Raw genomic sequence first — 16,813 nt, 5'->3', positions numbered from 1 at the left:
CTTACAAAGCTGCACGCAATCAGCTTCAGCGTGTATCATCAGAACGCCAAAGTGAAATTTTGACCCAGTTCAATAAGCGTAAAGAAGAACTGACAACTGTTCAAGGTCAATTAGAGCAGGCGAGGAAGCAGCAAGCTTTAGAAACGATTCAGGCTCCTGTTGCCGGCACAATTTATAGAGTTAAAGCCACCAAGGGGCCAGTACAATCGGGTGAAGAATTGCTGTCGATTTTGCCGGAAGGGGAAGAAATGCTCCTAGAGGTAAAAGTTCTCAATCGCGATATTGGGTTTATTCGTCAAGGAATGAAGGCAAAAGTGAAAATGGCGACTTTTCCTTTCCAGGAATTTGGCACTGTAGAGGGCGAAGTCATGCAAGTCAGTCCAAATGCAATTGTTGATAAAGAATTGGGCTTAGTTTTCCCTACAAGAATTAAGCTAAGTAAGCACGCAGTGAATGTGCGCGGTCAAGAAGTAGAATTTACGCCAGGTATGGCTGCTACAGGTGAAATTGTCACTCGTAAAAAGTCCATTTTGACATTCATCACGGAACCTGTGACGCGGCGGTTCAGCGAGGCATTTTCGGTTAGGTAGGTTCGTAGCCTTCCTGGGAAGTCAATACACTTGGGTTAAGCATTTCCTCCTTCTCCTTCTCTCTGTGTTCTCTGCGCCTCTGTGGTTCGTAAAAAAAAGAGTTTCAGCCCTTTTGTGAACCGTATTGTCTTATAGTCAGGACTTACGCAAAATAATGAAAAAACGAACCGCATTCGCGTTAGCGTCTCCCCCTGGGAGAAGGACGCAAAGGTCACAAAGTGATAAGAGTTTCAGAGAGTTATTGCGTAAGTCCTAATAGTTTTGGAATTGCGACCATAATTCTGGATTGGCTAATCCGTTATTACTTTCGGCTGGTGTGAGATATTTCGTAGTTTCTGTAATCGCCTGACCGATTAGAGAACCGACATCAGAATTATTAAAACCAGAGATTGTAGTTTGTGTATTATTTACTACTGTGTCTGCAATTACCTGGCTCGCGAGAGAACTGACATTAGAAACATTAAAATTAGAGCTTGTAGTTTGTGTACTATTTCCTGCTGTTTCTGTGACAATCTGACGTACTTGAGCATCAGTCAAGTTGGAGTTAGCACTAAGCATCAGGGCAATTACACCAGCAACGTGGGGAGCAGCCATAGAAGTGCCGCTATAAGTGGCATACTGATTATTCGGAACTGATGAATAAACCTTGACTCCTGGGGCTGTGACATAACCGATTTCATTCGTTCCAGAACGATTAGAGAAGTCAGGCATATTATTATTCCTATCCACTGCTCCAACGGCAATTCCCGACTTGTATGCATAGCGGGCGGGATAATCTGGTGATGAGTCACCATCATTACCTACTGCCATGACGACAATCACTCCTTTGCTGCTAGCATAGTCAATGGCTGACTCGAGAGTACGATTGGAATATCTGCCTCCTAGACTGAGGTTAATTACATTCGCTCCATTATCTACGGCGTAGCGAATACCTTTAGATATGGAATTATAGGAACCAGAGCCAGATTCATTCAAAACTTTGACGGGCATAATCTTGGCATCATAGGCAATACCAGTGACACCAGAGTTATTATTTTCCCCTGCGATCGTGCCGGAAACATGAGTACCGTGACCATTGTTATCTAGGGTGTTGTTGTTTTGATCAGCAAAGTTCCAGCCGTAATTATCATCAATATAGCCATTGCCATCATCATCTATACCGTTACCTGCAATTTCCTTACTATTCGTCCAGATATTATTTTTTAAATCCTCGTGGTTATAGTCAACCCCAGTATCTACAACAGCAACAACAACGCCTTTACCTGTGTATCCCTGTGCCCAGACTTCCGGTGCTTTCACAAGGTCTGCTCCCCAATTATTGCCACCAAGGTCAGGAATATCCGCAAAGGTATTCTGACCAATAGCTCTAGCCACTGCTGCTGCTCCATTAATTAACCCATAGCCATTGGTAAAGTTATAATTCCTAGTGCTAAAAGCATTAGCATTATTGCTATTTTTGGAGTCACCGTTATTTAGCAACTTCAAATCAGCATCAACTGAGTTGTAGCTACTACGTCTGCTGAGGTTGATACTGTAGTCATTTTTCGTATTCAAGCTATCTAATGAGGAGATTGAAGTAACATTTAGCCGTTTATTTAACAGCACATTGTTATTAACATCATCAATGAGCATAAATTTTTTCTCAGAGATAGCAATCGGTTTTTTGACAGATTGAAGCGTTAAAACCTTTTCAAGAAAAAGATTTTCAGGTGTGAATACGCCCCATTGTCAATAATTACTATGAATTTTCATCAAAAAATGCTAATTTTATTACGAAAAAACATAATAGAAAGTGGAATCTTTGTTACGATGTCAACCCTGAATCATTGGTGATAAAGAAGATCCCCGACTTCTCAAAGAAGTCGGGGATCTGGGGGTTGCAATTCTCACAAATCAAATAGGGGTGTACTCCTTGACTTGCACTACTGATATTTGCGATCGCAAAATTTATCATCCTGTTGTATGACAAGTTTGCAACCAAATTAATATGAAGCTGCATAATAAAGAACCCCACCCTAACCCTCCCCGAAATCGTTGAGGGAACTGGATTTTCGCCTCTTTGCTCTTCCTTCGGGGACTAAGAGGATGTTTGAACGCAAAGAGAAGAAAGAAATGCTTAACTGAACCGTATTGTGGTATAACCAAATTAAAGTGGCGAATGGAGTTATGCTCTATTCATCAAAAAGTATCATTAATTAGAGAAGGACACAAAGGAAGAAAAAGATTCTGTTTCAGCTAAATGTTTGCTTGCTGGCGTTGATATAGTGACCAGTACAAACCTTTTTGTTGCAACAACTGTGAGTGAGTACCACGTTCGACAATCACGCCTTGCTCCAATACCAAAATCAAATCGGCACGTTTGAGGGGAGCAAAGCGATGAGCAATCAGGAACACGGTGCGGTTAGCGGAAATTTTTTGCAGGTTTTGCAGTACTTGTTGTTCAGTTTCACTATCCAAAGCGCTGGTAGCTTCATCCAAAACTAAAATTGGCGCTTGGGAAAGAAATAGTCTTGCGAGGGCAATACGTTGTCTCTGTCCGCCAGATAAGGCGGTACCGCGTTCACCAACATTGCTTTCGTAACCGTAGGGTAATTGACTGATGAAGTCGTGGGCTACTGCTAATCTTGCTGCCTCTACTACTTGCTCTGCGGTGATGTCGGGATTACCGAGACTGATATTTTCCAAAATGGAACCGTTGAATAAAAAGTCTTCTTGGAGAACTACACTAATTTGTTGGCGCAGTGAGGCTAAATCGGCACTTTTAATATCAAAACCATCAATGAGGATGCGTCCTGATTCAATTTGATAGAGGCGTTGCAATAGTTTAGATAGGGTACTTTTACCAGAACCACTGCGTCCGACAATGCCAACAAATTGCCCTGGTTCGGCACTGAAAGAGATTCCCCGCACAATTGCTTCAAAGTTCGGCCGGTAGCGGAAAAATACTTGCTCGAAGGTGACTTGTCCTTTCAGGGGTGGTAAAACTAAACCAGTTCCCAGTTCAGCTTCTGGGGAGACGTTAAGAATATCACCAATGCGATCTACAGAAAGTAGCACTTGTTGAAGGTTTTGCCACAACTGTACTAGGCGCAAAAGTGGGCCTGTGACTCTACCAGACAGCATTTGAAATGCAACTAGCTGTCCGACTGTGAGCTTTTGTTCGATGACTAACTTGGCTCCAAACCAGAGAATCAGCATCGTGGAAAAATTGGTGAGAAAGTCACCGATGTTGCTGCTGATATTGGAGGTAGTAGAGGCTTTAAAACCTGTGCGAATGAAGCGAGCAAATAAGCCTTCCCAGCGATCGCGGGCTACTGGTTCGGCTGCATGGGCTTTAACGGAGTGAATTCCGGTGATTGTCTCTACGAGAAACGATTGACTATCGGCACTCCGGTTAAAGGTTTCGTTGAGCCAGTTACGCAGAATTGGTGTTGCAACTATCGTCAAAGTTGCAAATAGTGGCAGTACTGCTAAGGCGACAAAGGTGAGTGGGACGTTATAGTAAAACATCAATCCTAGATACACCACAGCAAAGATGCTATCTAGAATCACAGTTAATGCTGTACCTGTGAGAAACTGACGAATTTGTTCGAGTTCCTGGACTCGCGCTATTGTGTCTCCGACGCGCCGCGACTCAAAATAAGCTAATGGCAGTCGCATTAGATGGCGAAATAGCTGTGCTGATAAACTTAAATCCAGGCGACGCGCTGTATGGGTAAAGATGAATAGGCGGAGAATGCCAAGTATCGACTCAAATATGGCTACGCAAAAAAGTGCGATCGCCATGACATCGAGAGTCGGCAAACTTTCCTGCACCATCACTTTATCAATGACGACTTGGGTAATTAGTGGTGTTGTTAAGCCCAAAAGCTGCAAGGTAAAAGATGCTAACAATACTTCTGTGAGCAATCCCTTATATTTCCAAACTGCTGGGGTGAACCAACTGAGGTTAAATTTTTCTTGCTGGGATATCAGTTCTACTTGCCATAATCTTCCATCCCAAGACGCTTCAACTATCGACTGCGGCAAGCTTTCACAAGTCCCTTCGGGATTTAGAGGGTTAGCGATAATTAGGCGATCGCCTTTAACTCCATAGGCTACCACCCACGAAGGACTCTGGGGTGAGTCAGAATTCCACAGCAATAAAGCTGGAAATGACAGTTGTCGCAATTCACCCCAACTCACTTGTAACCGTCGCAACACTAATCCTAACTTTTCTGCTGCTTCCACAACCTGTTTTGGGCGTTGTCCTCTGAGTTGGCGCTGCACCCATTCCAGTTGCACAGAATTTTCTAACTGTTGTGCCACCATTGTTAAACAGGCAGCAGCGCTGTTCCAACTGGCAACAAACGGATAATTTGAGATGATTAAATTGGCGGCTGGGAGTCCTCTTTGGGGTTGGAGGCTGTGGGGGCTGGAAGTCCCAAAGGAGGCTGGCCCTAGTCCAGGAGTGGAAGAGAAGGAAAATGTCTCCCTTTGTCGTCCCTCCATATCCACTGGTAATACTTGCCAGAACTCCTGAATTTGTGGGTTGGAAAATTCTGCCCACAGCGCTGTATCCCAACACACTAATATCACTTCTTTACTAGCAGCTACAGCTTTAACATCCGCAGGCAGTTTTTGTAAGTCGCCAAACCAATCCCCCGCTTCTAAGGCGGCTATTGGTTTGCTAACCCTTTCTTCTCGCAAGCGGACTTTTCCAGCCACAATTAAGAATTGATAACCGCCGACATCGTTTGACCAGATTTTTTCTCCTAGACGATACTGACGGGCTTGGAACTCATTTTGTAATTGGGATTGTTGTTCGGGAGTCAGCCAGCATAGCGGTGGCTGATTCCAAGACAAAGAAGCTAGCACTTTTAATCGTAAAGATTCATGATCCAGAATTTTTAACTCACTTGTAACTTGACTGTCAGGTTTTGAATTTTCTCTGCTAGCCATTTCTCAAACAACTCATTTTGTAGTGCTTGCTTTAGTTGAGTATCTTCTAAAGACGCTGGCAGAAATTGTTCTACTCGAAACAAACCATAAGGCCCCTCTCCTTGGAGAGAGTCTTTGCCAACGATTTCTATTGGTCCTAGCAATTGTCCAGGACTGGCCACATCAATAGCTGCCCGTAATATATCTGGCATACTGCCTCGACTGACGATTCCCATCATGCCGTTCACAATTCGGTCATCTGCAACTGAATACTCTTTAGCTAGTTGCTCAAAACTACCTCCTTCTTCAATTTGGGTTTGGAGTTCGTCTGCCAATTCTCGATTATCAACAACAATCCGGGAAAGTACTAACCGATCCAAAAAAATTTTGCGTTCAATAAAATATTCTGCGAGTTTTGTTTCCGTCACTACTGCTTTTAGCTTTTCTAACTTGTAACCAAAAGTAACCGATGTATGAAATGTAGCGTAATCTGTGTTATTGGTCTTTAACCATTCTTGAAAACTTTGGGGGTCAGTCAGTTGATTTTTCAGCCTAAAGTCAATAATTGCCTGTTCAGTTATTGTTGTGCCAATTTCAATATCGTCCCGTGTGCGGATTTCTTCCTCAATTACGTACTGGCGGAGAATATCTCCAATGAACTGCCCCAATTTTCCAGAGGCTTGCAGGTACTTTACTGCTGACTCAATAGAAATTATTTGGTCATTAATTGTCAAAAATGATGAAGATTCCATGAACTAATGATGTGAAAATGGTTAAACATTTATAGGACTTTTAAATTAAATCATATAAAAATCATCTTGCTATTGATGGATAAATATGATAAAGATTTCGTGAACTAATTACATCTAGATGGTCAAAAAATTATGTACAGCAGAATCAAAGCGTCAGTCGTGAGAATTCAGAAGTAGAACAGGCTTGATATCTGGCTTTGAGAAGAATCGTTGTGTACTTCATTTGCCTTGAAATCTGCTGTAGCTAGTAAATAAAAAATTTGCCATAATCACTTTTACGGTCTAGCGGGGACAAAACAGGATTGAAAATATCATCGGCAGTGCAGTGGTAAGGCAGATTGTTTATTTTCTCTCAATGTCCAATACAACTCTACCAGAGGCTGCACTTCGACTTCGCTCAGTGGCCACGCCAACGACTTACCTCGACTCCCTTAAGGGCAGTACAAGTGCCCAGTGCCCCACCTAAACAACTAATTGTTTATTTTTACCGATCTACTTAATGATCATTATCCATGTCCAGGCAAGTAGCACAGCTGCGATCGCACCGATTAATGTATTAAAAATATTTACTACTTCATTGGTCAGCCAAGTATACTTAGATTGCAGCGTTGCCCCAATCACACTTTCTAAATTGGTGGCAATAAATGCTGCCAGCACACACCAAGCTACTCCCAATAGATCAATTAAGCCAACTCCCCAACCCACAAATGCGATCGCTACAGAAGCCACAATACCAGCTAAAGTTCCTTCCAAGCTTACGGCCCCTTCTGTACCTCGCGGTACTGGCTGGAATGTGGTAATTAGAAAGGTACTTTTACCATAAGCTTTACCAACTTCGCTAGCAGTTGTGTCAGCCAGCTTGGTACTCAAACTCGCTACATAGCCTAACAATAATAGGGACTGTGAAATAGGTAGAATAAATCCCGAATTGATTATCCCTACTCCCAAGGCACACAGCGCCCCAGTCAAAGCCGAACCCCAAACATTTTCTGGGCCTCTTGCCCCAGAACGCTTTTCGGCAATTCCTTCTGCTTCCTTCTGCGCCATACCGATGCGAGTAACACCAGAACCAACCAGAAAATAGAACATTACTACTGCATATCCTTGCCAGCCTAGAGTTCCCCAAATTAAGATGGCCAAAAACCAGGCGTGGAATAATCCAGCAGGGGTAAGTAGCTTTTTTGGAGCAATACCAGCTAAACCCAATAGAATTGTGTTTAATCCTAATCCTATTAACCAGGGGTTGGTATAGTCAATTAAAGAAAACATCAAGAATGAATTATAAGTAGTTTTGCCAAAATCTTAACAGAATAACTTGTTCCCAGCGATCGTTGGTGACAAGTTAAGTGTGGCAAGTATCCTAGCTACTGACTGGATGCTTTCTTAAGAAACGGCAGGCTTAATACGCTCTGCTAAAGCTGCTGTGACTACTGCTAAACTCCTGGAGTCTGTCAGCATCCAAGGGTGTAGAGCAACTGGTACTATTACTTCGCTTCCTACGGGCATTTGTGAACTATTGGCAGGGATAATCATCAAATCATAAGGTGTCCAGATAGACGTAAAGTTTAACTGCCCCAATATTACAGCATCAGAATTTAAATTTTTGAGAAAAATGCTGTTGGGGCGCATTTGTACGCAACCAGGACGCCGAGAACCATAAGCAACCACAGTTCCATAATGAGGTGAAGAGATTGTGATCAATCGCTGCACGCGGTTAATTCCTCCCAGTCGCTGGACATAGTAACGGCTGACAATTCCTCCCATGCTGAAGCCGACTAAATCCAGTGGTTGTTCTGATGCAAAGGTAGCTGTAACATAATCGGCTACCTGCTTTGCCAATTCATCAAGACCCAAATCACCATTATTAGGTATTAAATTCAGGGTATGTACAGACAAGCCTTGTTGTATTAGGTATGCCTTCATTTTATGGAAAACTGCCTCTTTGTCGTCAATGCCGTGTATTAACAAAACGGGATTGCGCTGCTGATTTTCAATGTTCATTGGCAAAATATGACTGAATAAAGGGGTGTATTTCACTTTTGTCGGTACGTATTGCTCTACAAACTGAAGCTGTTGCTTTTCGGATTCTTTAAAAGGTTTTTTTACAAAACTGCAATCTTGACGAATATATTTGGTATAAAATTTAACTTATTGCCAGCGCTCTCTGATAATAAACTATGACACTCTTGCCACTGGTTGAGAGTAAACTGCTTGCTTCAATTCAATAGGTATTTACCAAACAAATAAATGTTAATTTTTGTAAAGCTTACTTTCAGAATCTTGCTCTTAGTTACAGTAAAATTTAATAATTAGTTCTCGGTCTATGTAGCTTGCAAATCCTTGCAAAAGAACATTTGCCCTGTAGTTTTACTACAATGTCGATTAAGTACAAACCTATAAGGGTTGTCACCCGCTTCTGGTGATGCCAAGCAGAAAATGTAACATTTTGTCGTAATTTTTAACAATTACGGTCGAGTTGCAAATATAAAAGATAAAAGGCAGGAGTAATTGTAATGGATTTTATCAAAAAGTTAATTTCGGGTATTCTAGGTTTCATTACTGGACTGTTACCAGGGAATAAGAAAAGCAACGGCTATTTCTTAGAATTGGAAGAAGCCAAAGATGCTACCAAAGAAGTAGCATCGAACGTGAAGAAAGTAGCAGAGACAGTGGCATTGAATGCTAAGAAAGTAACGGCAACAATTGCATCAGAAGCACCATCTCCATCTAAGCCAGATTCATTGAACGGAACAAAGGCCTCCGCAGCTAAGGCAAAATCAGCTAAAAATCCCAAACCAGCCGATGTTCAGCTAATCCAAACTGCTGAGGGTCTTAAAATTGAACCTGGCAAAAATGCAAAAGCCGCAGCAGCCAAAGTAATTAAAGAGGAGCCAACTGAAACAACCTTTGCGCCGAAATATCTTGCTCCTTCGGTTACTAGCTCTAATGTCCGTCGGCGTCCAGGGGCAAATATGAGTGTTTATTTAGACATGGCACGTCAGGTTAAAACTCCTGGCTAAGTGAATACGCAAGATTAAGACAAGTTTATCAGTTGTAGATGGGGGAACTCTCCAAAGTGGAGCGATCGCTTAATTTTCTCCACTACAACTGCATTTTTGAGGGTCTTGCGCAAAAGCCATTTTGCGGGAGCTATAAATCAATACGGTTCACAAAAGGGTTGAAACTCTTTTTTTTACGAACCACAGAGGCGCAGAGAACACGGAGAGAAGGAGAAGGAGGAAATGCTTAACCCAAGTATATTGAGCTATAAATCATTTATCTTCACAAGCTGCGGTAATTAGAGATAATGCTACTATTGGGGCTGTAACTGCTCTCAGAATTCGGCGACCAAGGGAAACAGGTTGAAATCCAGTTGCGATCGCATTCTCTACTTCTTCTGTTGTCCATCCCCCTTCTGGCCCTGTGGCAATGACAATTGTTTCTTGTCCTTTGTCATTTGTCATTTCTCCTTTGTGCTGTAAGCAATCTTTTAAATGCGGAAACTCACCACGCGCTACACAGATATATTGCTGGCTGTTTGCAAATGACATAGGCGCAACTCTTGGAGACGCTACGCGAACGTCTTCCCGCAGGGTATGACCAATACTTCGGCTTACCTCGACTCCGCTCGGCACAAGTCGCTCAGTACAAGTGACTAATGACAAACCCGTATTAAAAGCAACAGGCTCTAAAATTGTTGGCACAAAGGAGCGCTCTGATTGCTCGGCGGCTTCTGCAGCGATGCGCCGCCAGCGTTCAAGCTTTTGAGGACTAGGATGAAGCAAAGTGCGATCGCTCAATACTGGTGCAATACAAGTTACTCCCAACTCTGTACAACACCGCACCACTTCATCAAATCCATTGCCTTTAGGTAAGGCCACCATCAGCGTAATCGATACAGGTAATTCTGTTTCTACTAAAAGTGCTTCAAAAACCTGTGCTTGTTCCCCTGCTAGTTGCGCTAACCACCATTTTCCCCTACCATCCATTGCAATAAAGCGATCGCCTTCACGCAAGCGCAACACACGCCCTAAATAATGTTGCTGTTCTTTTGTGAGCAAAATTTGCCCTTGTTGGAATTGGGAGGGTGCGATCGCAATTCTTTGCAGTTGAGACATTTTTATTAATAAATTATTGCCCTGCTGTAGATATCTGCTGTCTAACCCAAGTACGGAAAGCACGAGTTGCTGCTATTTGTCCAACTTTCTTGCTCTCTTGGATAAATCGGGGAATCTCTGTCACCAGCACAGGCGCAAAAGTTAGACTGCGATCGCTTTGCGAGTATTGTCCACTGTTAAGGGCGTAGATTCTCAACACATTTCCGTTATACCGCCAGAATTCTGGGACTCCCATTGAAGCATAAAGGGTCAACTTGTCTATCTTGGGTCTGGAATATTCTACTTCCAATACTAGGTCTGGTGGTGGGTCTGTATTCAGGTCAATATTTTCTTTATTACGGACTAAGAATTCGTTTTGGATATAGTAACTACTGTCCGGCTCGCCTCCTTGCTCCAAATCATCCCGCGTCATAGTCAACGAGCCAGCGCTTTTAACTTCTAAACCAAATTCTTCACACAGCACAAGAACAAAACCTTCAATGAGACGGTTTGAATTCTCGTGCAGCATTAGCGGAGTCATAATTTCTACTATTGCGTTGTCATAAGCTAGCCTTTTATTTCGCTCAGATCCCATATCTGCCAGCATAGCTTTGAATGTCTGCCAGCTAATGTTTTGCAGCACATCCCTAGTTTCTGCGAATTTTGCTGTCGTTACCATAGTTCAATTTTCCTGTGATTCAAGAATCCCACGGCTGTGAAACTGAGCGTTCTTCGTTAGTTTCACAGCCGTAGGAGTTCAAGAAAGATTCTGGAAGTAAACCTCTAGCGCTTCAGTCACCAACTGAGTCATCGGCTTACCTTGACTTTCTGCTACTTCCTTCAACTTGCTATAAACCTCTGCTTTCAAATTTACCCGGTGGCGCGATTTGTTTGCAGCATTGGCTGTGTTAGGTTCGTAGCTAGCAGCAAATTCGCGGATGGCATCAAAACCAATGCGATCGCAAAAATCACCAAAGCTTTCCTTAGATTTTCTTGACTTCTTAAAGTAAACAAAAATCGGCTCTAAAAAGCTTTCCAAGTCATTATGGTGCAGTTTTTCTATGTAAGGTTGTGCCAATCGAGTTTGGTTTGGCGAACCCCCTAACCATAATTGGTAAGATTCTGGAGCGCTACCGACAAAGCCCAATTCTGCTAAGTAGGGACGAGCGCAACCGTTAGGGCATCCTGTCATTCTTACCACAAAATGCTCATTTTGTAAACCAACTTTATCTAACAGAGCGCGAACCCGCTCCAAAATACCCGGTATTGCCCGTTCTGATTCCGTGATTGCCAAGCCGCAAGTGGGCAAAGCCGGACAAGCCATTGCATACCGCACTAAAGGTTCGATTTTACTGGGGTCGTCTCCGACACCGTGACGGCTGAGAATGTCTTGAATAGCTTCTTTGGAATCTGGTTCGATATCGTAAAAAATCAGGTTGTGGTTGGGTGTCAGACGGATGGGTAAGTTGAGCTGCTTAACAATTTCGCGCAAAGCGGTTTTCAGTTGAAACGAACCTTCATCCTTGACTCGACCATTTTCAATGGAAATTCCTAAGAATAACTTGCCATCACCTTGTTCATTCCAGCCGAGAAAGTCGTGATATTTGAATTCTGGTAGTGGTTTGAAGGCTTCGACTGGTTTACCAAAATATTCTTCAACTTGGGTACGGAATTTATCTACACCCCAATCGTTGATTAAATATTTTAGTCTGGCATGACGACGGTCAGTGCGATCGCCATAATCTCTCTGGGTAGCAACAATCGCTTTGACTACGTCGTAAACGTCATCTTTCGTTACATAACCAATGGGGTCTGCTAACCTAGCGAAAGTTTCTTCTTTACCGTGTGTTCTACCTAAACCACCACCAGCAAAAATATTAAATCCTTCTAATTCTCTGTTCTTATTCGTAATTACTACTAATGTCAGGTCTTGAGAATACAAATCAACCGAATTATCCCCTGGCACCGTCACGCAAATTTTGAATTTGCGGGGCATATAGTAAGTGCCATAAATCGGTTCTTCGTTGTCATGGATAATAGTGCCATTGCCATTGCGTTGTCGCGCCGCCTTCACCTCTGGGTTCTCTTCTCTTGGAGACGCTGCGCCAACGGCACTAATTGCTTTTTCCCCATCTAACCAAATTTCATAATAAGCGCCTGTTTGCGCTGATAGTAAGTCAGCAATATTTTGGGCATACTCCCAAGCATACTGATACTCTGGGCGATTCTTAAAGGGGGCTGGTGGTGCCATCACGTTGCGGTTGATGTCACCGCAAGCCCCCAAAGTCGAACCCAGATTGTTGACAATGGTGGCGATCGCTGATTTCAGATTTTTCTTTAAGATACCGTGGAGTTGGAAACCTTGACGAGTAGTTGCTCGTAACGTGTGGTTGCCATACTCATCAGCTATTTTATCTAAAGCCAGATAGAGCTGCGGTGGCACTAAACCACCCGGATTTTTTGTCCGCAGCATAAACTGGTAATCTTTTTCCTGTCCCTTGGTGCGGTTGTCGCGGTTATCCTGCTGGTAAGAGCCGTGAAACTTCAAAAGCTGCACCGCATTTTCGGTAAAATGCGTAGTGTCTTGAAGGATCTCAGTTGCTACAGGTTCACGCAAAAAATTACTATTTTCCTTGATTCCTTCTACTTTGGAAGGCTTACGGCTAGCGATTGGGGAAGGAGCAGATTTAACCATTAGACTTGTATAGTATTCTCAATAAAGCATAAGTAGACGCCGAATCAGCACCCTCGGCTACTTTATCCCCGGTAATCCGGCCGGAATAATGAGGAATATTTTAATTTTACCACGGCAAAAGCCGGCTTTATCAGTGATGTCAAAACCAGCTTTTGGGAGTAGTGAATTTTGTTAGGGGTAGCGAGGCGTTGAGCCAGTGCTGAGTCCTGAGTAGTTACTCAAGTATAAAGCGACTGAGGACTTAATAATTTTTTATTAGAAGCGATAGCCAATACCACCATTGATGCTAACAGCAGGAGTATCGCTATTTTGATAGGCACTAAGTCCGACTTTGGCATTAGTGTAGAGGAGAAAATTGTTAGCAACTTCCGATTCCACACCAGCACCTACCACTACTGAATCTTTGTTACCTATGGGAGTTGGTGAACCATCTTTCTCTACAAAAGAATAACCACCAGTTAAATAGGCATTGGTTCTATTAGCGATGGGCACATCCACAGAAAGTTCTGGGATGATGGCACTGGTCTTATCACTCCAAAGGACATTACCACGTGCAGAAAACGGCGTAGTTCCTAACTTGACGCGAGCTGTGACATTACCACCAAATGTGGCAGCATTGTTGATGCCTTGTCCGCCACTGGTAACACCAGCACCAACACCAGCACCAATATAACTAGCATCAGTACCTTTTTTGGTTTCAGCAGAAGCTTGACCAGCTGATAGAACCAGAGGAGCAACTATTAAGGAAGACAATGCAGAAATTGTCATGAAAGACTTGAGTAAGCGTTTCATAATTGTGACCAAATTTTGTATTTTTACCTGTATATTCCAGGTCGAAAATCATCGGAGAATGTTCCAAATGTTTCTCAGATTATTGGAAATAATTGTTGCTATTGATGCATCAGGCTTACAGGCATCTATCCCTAAAATTGATAAATGAGTTGTTATATAGCAGTTCTCAGTTGAGTGCAATACAGACCTAACCCCCAACCCCTTCCCTACTAGCGTTGGGGAGTAAGATTCAAAGCCTCTCTCCTTTTAGGAGAGAGGTCAAAACTATACTGCACTCAAGCGAGAACCGCTATAATTACATTGAAATGCTTTTTCATCCGGGTTATTTGTTCCAAAATAGACGCTTTGAAAACTGGCACAATAATTGGAACTAAAACTTAGTTTGGATATGGCAAATAAAATATCGGATTAGGAATCTTTTGCCGAGCTTTTCACATAGGATAAAAAAGTAGGCTGTAGCATCTGTTGCAACAAGTCATAGAGGGAATCTATAAAGTTAATTTTGAGCAATTCTTGTGGAGATTGAATAATGCTAACCGCTGCAAAAACGTTGTCTGGTTTGATGGGTTTATGTGTCGGTGATGCGTTGGGTGTGCCGGTAGAGTTTACTAGCCGTGCTGAACGAGTAAAATCTCCAGTAACAACAATGCTGGGTTATGGCACATGGAATCAACCACCAGGAACTTGGTCAGATGACAGTTCGTTAAGCTTTTGCTTGGCGGAATGCCTTTGTAGGGGGTATTCGTTAGATGCTATAGCCAATTCCTTCTGGCGCTGGTACAAGGAGGCTTACTGGACTCCCCGTGGCGATGTCTTTGATATTGGTCAAACCACTCACACCGCAATTATGCGCCTGAAACAGGGAGTTGTTCCCCATCAAGCGGGCGGTAAGGTTGAAAATAGTAATGGCAATGGTTCGTTGATGAGAATCTTGCCGATGGCTTATTGTCATCGAAACTTCACTTTAGGTGAATTGCTGGCGCGGGTACATGATGTTTCGGCGATTACTCATGCCCATGCGCGATCGCAAATGGCCTGTGGCATTTATATTAGTATTGCAGTGGCGCTCTTGGAAGGGGCTGACCCGCAAACAGCTTATCTACAAGGATTACAAGACATCCAAACAATTTATTCTCTGCGGGAGTTTTTGTTAGAGAAGCCGCATTTTGGCAGAATTTTCAGTGGTGAGATTGCCAAGATACCAGTAGAAGAGATTAATTCTGGTGGCTATGTGATTGATACCTTAGAGTCATCCCTGTGGTGTTTATTAAATACCTCGTCTTATTCTGAAGCGGTATTGAAAGCTGTTAACTTAGGTGGAGATGCCGATACTACCGCCGCCGTCACTGGTGGGTTAGCGGGAATTTACTACGGGGTGGAAAATATTCCTCAAAAGTGGATGAACCAAATTGTCCGTAGACAGGACATTATCTACTTGGCAGAACGTTTTGCAAGGGCTGTCTACAGTTAGAGTTAGGAGTTAGGAGTTAGGAGTTAGGAGTTAGGAGTTAGGAGTTAGGAGTTAGGAATTAGGAATTATGAAAATCCTCACTCCTTACTTTTAACTTGCTGAAAAATCCACTGCAAGTAGGCTTCAGAACTGGCAACAATTGGTAAACCAATAATTTCTGGCACTTCATAGGAGTGCAGTTCCTTAATTTTGGCCTCCATTGCAGGAAATTGCGCCAAATCAGTTTTAATCAGTAATTGCCATTCTTGCTCTTTATGCAATTTCCCTTGCCAGGTATAAATTGAGTGGATTGGTAACAGACTCACACAAGCGGCTAGTTTAGCTTCCACAAGGGCATTTGCAATTGCTTCTGCCTCCTGGATGTTGCCAGTTGTCACCAATACCACACCATAGCCAGCAGATGCATCCATAACCTCTAAACCGTTGTAGATAATGAATAGACCTGACCATCAATCAGCAGTCGCGTGATGCCCTTGGCTTGCAGATGAGTCCGAGCCTTATGGAGCATTTTACTATCAGGAACTTTAATCACGCGATCGCGTTTAGTAGAAAAACGCTTTGCCACTCGATGATTATCAAACACCGGCAGAGTTCTTTGCTGGGTTTCCAGGCTGGGGATTTGCCCTAAGTCACCAAAGTCTTTGAGAGGTCGGGTAATTAATTCTGAGGAACGGTCAATTACCAAATAGCAAGTTTTAGGCAAATTGGCTACCGATAGAGGTAAAACTTGAACTGATGCTTCACCTGGTCTGCGTTTTGTAACTAAAGGTCTTTGCTCATCTAGGTCATCGTCATCAAAGTCTTCTTCCTCAAAGTCGTCATCATCTAAATCATCATCATCTAAATCGTCCAAATCCTCTGATTCGTCTAGCAAATCTTCGCCTAGCATATGCGCGATAACGGACGCTGCTGGATGTTTCTCCTTGAGCGGCGGGATGGGGATGCTGACTATTTGCGGTGGTTTTGGCTCTGGAGTTTCTAATTTCTCTGTGACTCGGAGCTTTGGTTTTTCCGACGCCGAGGGGCGTCGCCGCACCCGTCTACTAGCAGCAATTGACTCCGCCGTTTCCTCTGAGTAAAGTTCCTGCTCTACACGAATTACCCGACGTGGTAGTGGCTCAACCTTTGGCAATTCCACCTCAACCTTTGGTAACTCCATCGGTTGGCTTTCACTGGGTGGAACTTTTATTTCAGGCTCTGGTTGAATCAGCAGGGGTAACTGCTCGTAGCTTACCTGCGCCCTTCCTTCAGGAGTTCTCGCAGCCCGCTTTAAAGACACTAAGTATTCATACTCATCTTCTGCCAAAGTGCTTTTGAGTAAGCGACTAATTGTCGAGTTACTCACACCATAGCGGTCTGCCAAAGTTGAGGTTGTTTGAAAGGATCAGGACTTACGCAACTGGCACAGGCGATCGCTAAATTTTAGTGCGGATGTATTGAATAACGACGCCACTAGCACAGGGCGATCGCCAATAAATAGTACCTTGGTACTATTA

At 43.2% G+C, this 16,813-nt stretch carries 14 protein-coding genes; 3 read left to right on the top strand and 11 right to left on the bottom strand.

Going from position 1 to position 16,813, the window contains the following annotated elements; all coding sequences use genetic code 11:
- Positions 1–590: HlyD family efflux transporter periplasmic adaptor subunit (locus LC605_RS23965; protein WP_229550013.1), on the top strand; the 590-nt coding region annotated here is incomplete at its 5' end.
- Positions 591–842: 252 nt separating this feature from the next.
- Here the strand turns inward: LC605_RS23965 and LC605_RS23960 are convergent.
- From LC605_RS23960 to LC605_RS23940, 5 genes are all read right to left on the bottom strand, one after another.
- A complete protein-coding gene (locus LC605_RS23960; RefSeq protein ID WP_229550012.1) occupies positions 843–2,222 on the bottom strand; it encodes a S8 family peptidase in 1,380 nt (459 codons plus the stop codon).
- Between the two features lie 603 nt (positions 2,223–2,825).
- Positions 2,826–5,531, bottom strand: a complete 2,706-nt coding sequence (locus tag LC605_RS23955; RefSeq protein ID WP_229550011.1) for a type I secretion system permease/ATPase — start codon at positions 5,529–5,531, stop codon at positions 2,826–2,828.
- Positions 5,480–6,262 (bottom strand): peptidylprolyl isomerase, encoded by a 783-nt coding sequence (locus tag LC605_RS23950; protein WP_229550010.1) that lies wholly within the window; start codon positions 6,260–6,262, stop codon positions 5,480–5,482. Before LC605_RS23950 ends, LC605_RS23955 begins: the two co-directional genes overlap by 52 nt.
- Before the next feature lie 492 nt (positions 6,263–6,754).
- Positions 6,755–7,531 (bottom strand): TIGR00297 family protein, encoded by a 777-nt coding sequence (locus tag LC605_RS23945; protein ID WP_229550009.1) that lies wholly within the window; start codon positions 7,529–7,531, stop codon positions 6,755–6,757.
- A 114-nt stretch (positions 7,532–7,645) separates the two neighbouring features.
- Positions 7,646–8,263, bottom strand: coding sequence for a triacylglycerol lipase (locus LC605_RS23940; RefSeq protein ID WP_229550008.1), 618 nt, complete (start codon positions 8,261–8,263; stop codon positions 7,646–7,648).
- A 512-nt stretch (positions 8,264–8,775) separates the two neighbouring features.
- Between LC605_RS23940 and LC605_RS23935 the strand changes: the two genes are divergently transcribed.
- A complete protein-coding gene (locus LC605_RS23935; RefSeq protein WP_229550007.1) occupies positions 8,776–9,282 on the top strand; it encodes a hypothetical protein in 507 nt (168 codons plus the stop codon).
- 252 nt (positions 9,283–9,534) lie between these two features.
- Here the strand turns inward: LC605_RS23935 and LC605_RS23930 are convergent, their stop codons facing one another.
- The 4 genes from LC605_RS23930 to LC605_RS23915 all read right to left on the bottom strand — a co-directional run bounded on the left by LC605_RS23930 (position 9,535) and on the right by LC605_RS23915 (position 13,846).
- Positions 9,535–10,380, bottom strand: coding sequence for a 16S rRNA (uracil(1498)-N(3))-methyltransferase (locus LC605_RS23930; RefSeq protein WP_229550006.1), 846 nt, complete (start codon positions 10,378–10,380; stop codon positions 9,535–9,537).
- Positions 10,381–10,393: 13 nt separating this feature from the next.
- Complete coding sequence (locus LC605_RS23925) at positions 10,394–11,038, bottom strand: Uma2 family endonuclease (RefSeq protein WP_229550005.1); 645 nt, start codon at positions 11,036–11,038, stop codon at positions 10,394–10,396.
- Between the two features lie 78 nt (positions 11,039–11,116).
- On the bottom strand, positions 11,117–13,054 hold the full coding sequence (gene sir / locus LC605_RS23920; protein WP_229550004.1) for a sulfite reductase, ferredoxin dependent: 1,938 nt from the start codon (positions 13,052–13,054) through the stop codon (positions 11,117–11,119).
- A 255-nt stretch (positions 13,055–13,309) separates the two neighbouring features.
- Positions 13,310–13,846, bottom strand: coding sequence for a porin family protein (locus tag LC605_RS23915; protein WP_229550003.1), 537 nt, complete (start codon positions 13,844–13,846; stop codon positions 13,310–13,312).
- 529 nt (positions 13,847–14,375) lie between these two features.
- Here LC605_RS23915 and LC605_RS23910 point away from each other — a divergent pair.
- Entirely contained in the window at positions 14,376–15,317 is a 942-nt protein-coding gene (locus LC605_RS23910; RefSeq protein ID WP_229550002.1) for an ADP-ribosylglycohydrolase family protein, read from the top strand.
- Positions 15,318–15,394: 77 nt separating this feature from the next.
- On the opposite strand, the gene cutA is transcribed toward LC605_RS23910, so the two are convergent.
- Positions 15,395–15,727, bottom strand: coding sequence for a divalent-cation tolerance protein CutA (gene cutA, locus LC605_RS23905; protein WP_229550001.1), 333 nt, complete (start codon positions 15,725–15,727; stop codon positions 15,395–15,397).
- Positions 15,728–15,732: 5 nt separating this feature from the next.
- Positions 15,733–16,680: a transposase gene (locus tag LC605_RS23900; protein ID WP_229550000.1), complete on the bottom strand. Its 948-nt coding sequence runs from the start codon at positions 16,678–16,680 to the stop codon at positions 15,733–15,735.
- Positions 16,681–16,813 lie beyond the last annotated feature (133 nt).

The organism is Nostoc sp. CHAB 5836 (assembly GCF_020829445.1).
Classification (GTDB): Bacteria; Cyanobacteriota; Cyanobacteriia; order Cyanobacteriales; family Nostocaceae; genus Nostoc.
The sequence above is the reverse complement of the archived record's forward strand: the minus strand, read 5'-3'. Positions and strand labels throughout refer to the sequence as shown.

What these genes read in the sequence shown, in the direction of transcription:
- cutA (WP_229550001.1), bottom strand. Translation starts at nt 15,727, where the DNA reads ATGGATGCATCTGCTGGCTATGGTGTGGTATTGGTGACAACTGGCAAC.
- LC605_RS23945 (WP_229550009.1), bottom strand. Translation starts at nt 7,531, where the DNA reads ATGTTTTCTTTAATTGACTATACCAACCCCTGGTTAATAGGATTAGGA.
- LC605_RS23960 (WP_229550012.1), bottom strand. Translation starts at nt 2,222, where the DNA reads ATGCTCATTGATGATGTTAATAACAATGTGCTGTTAAATAAACGGCTA.
- LC605_RS23940 (WP_229550008.1), bottom strand. Translation starts at nt 8,263, where the DNA reads ATGAACATTGAAAATCAGCAGCGCAATCCCGTTTTGTTAATACACGGC.
- LC605_RS23930 (WP_229550006.1), bottom strand. Translation starts at nt 10,380, where the DNA reads ATGTCTCAACTGCAAAGAATTGCGATCGCACCCTCCCAATTCCAACAA.
- sir (WP_229550004.1), bottom strand. Translation starts at nt 13,054, where the DNA reads ATGGTTAAATCTGCTCCTTCCCCAATCGCTAGCCGTAAGCCTTCCAAA.
- LC605_RS23910 (WP_229550002.1), top strand. Translation starts at nt 14,376, where the DNA reads ATGCTAACCGCTGCAAAAACGTTGTCTGGTTTGATGGGTTTATGTGTC.
- LC605_RS23935 (WP_229550007.1), top strand. Translation starts at nt 8,776, where the DNA reads ATGGATTTTATCAAAAAGTTAATTTCGGGTATTCTAGGTTTCATTACT.
- LC605_RS23915 (WP_229550003.1), bottom strand. Translation starts at nt 13,846, where the DNA reads ATGAAACGCTTACTCAAGTCTTTCATGACAATTTCTGCATTGTCTTCC.
- LC605_RS23955 (WP_229550011.1), bottom strand. Translation starts at nt 5,531, where the DNA reads ATGGCTAGCAGAGAAAATTCAAAACCTGACAGTCAAGTTACAAGTGAG.
- LC605_RS23950 (WP_229550010.1), bottom strand. Translation starts at nt 6,262, where the DNA reads ATGGAATCTTCATCATTTTTGACAATTAATGACCAAATAATTTCTATT.
- LC605_RS23925 (WP_229550005.1), bottom strand. Translation starts at nt 11,038, where the DNA reads ATGGTAACGACAGCAAAATTCGCAGAAACTAGGGATGTGCTGCAAAAC.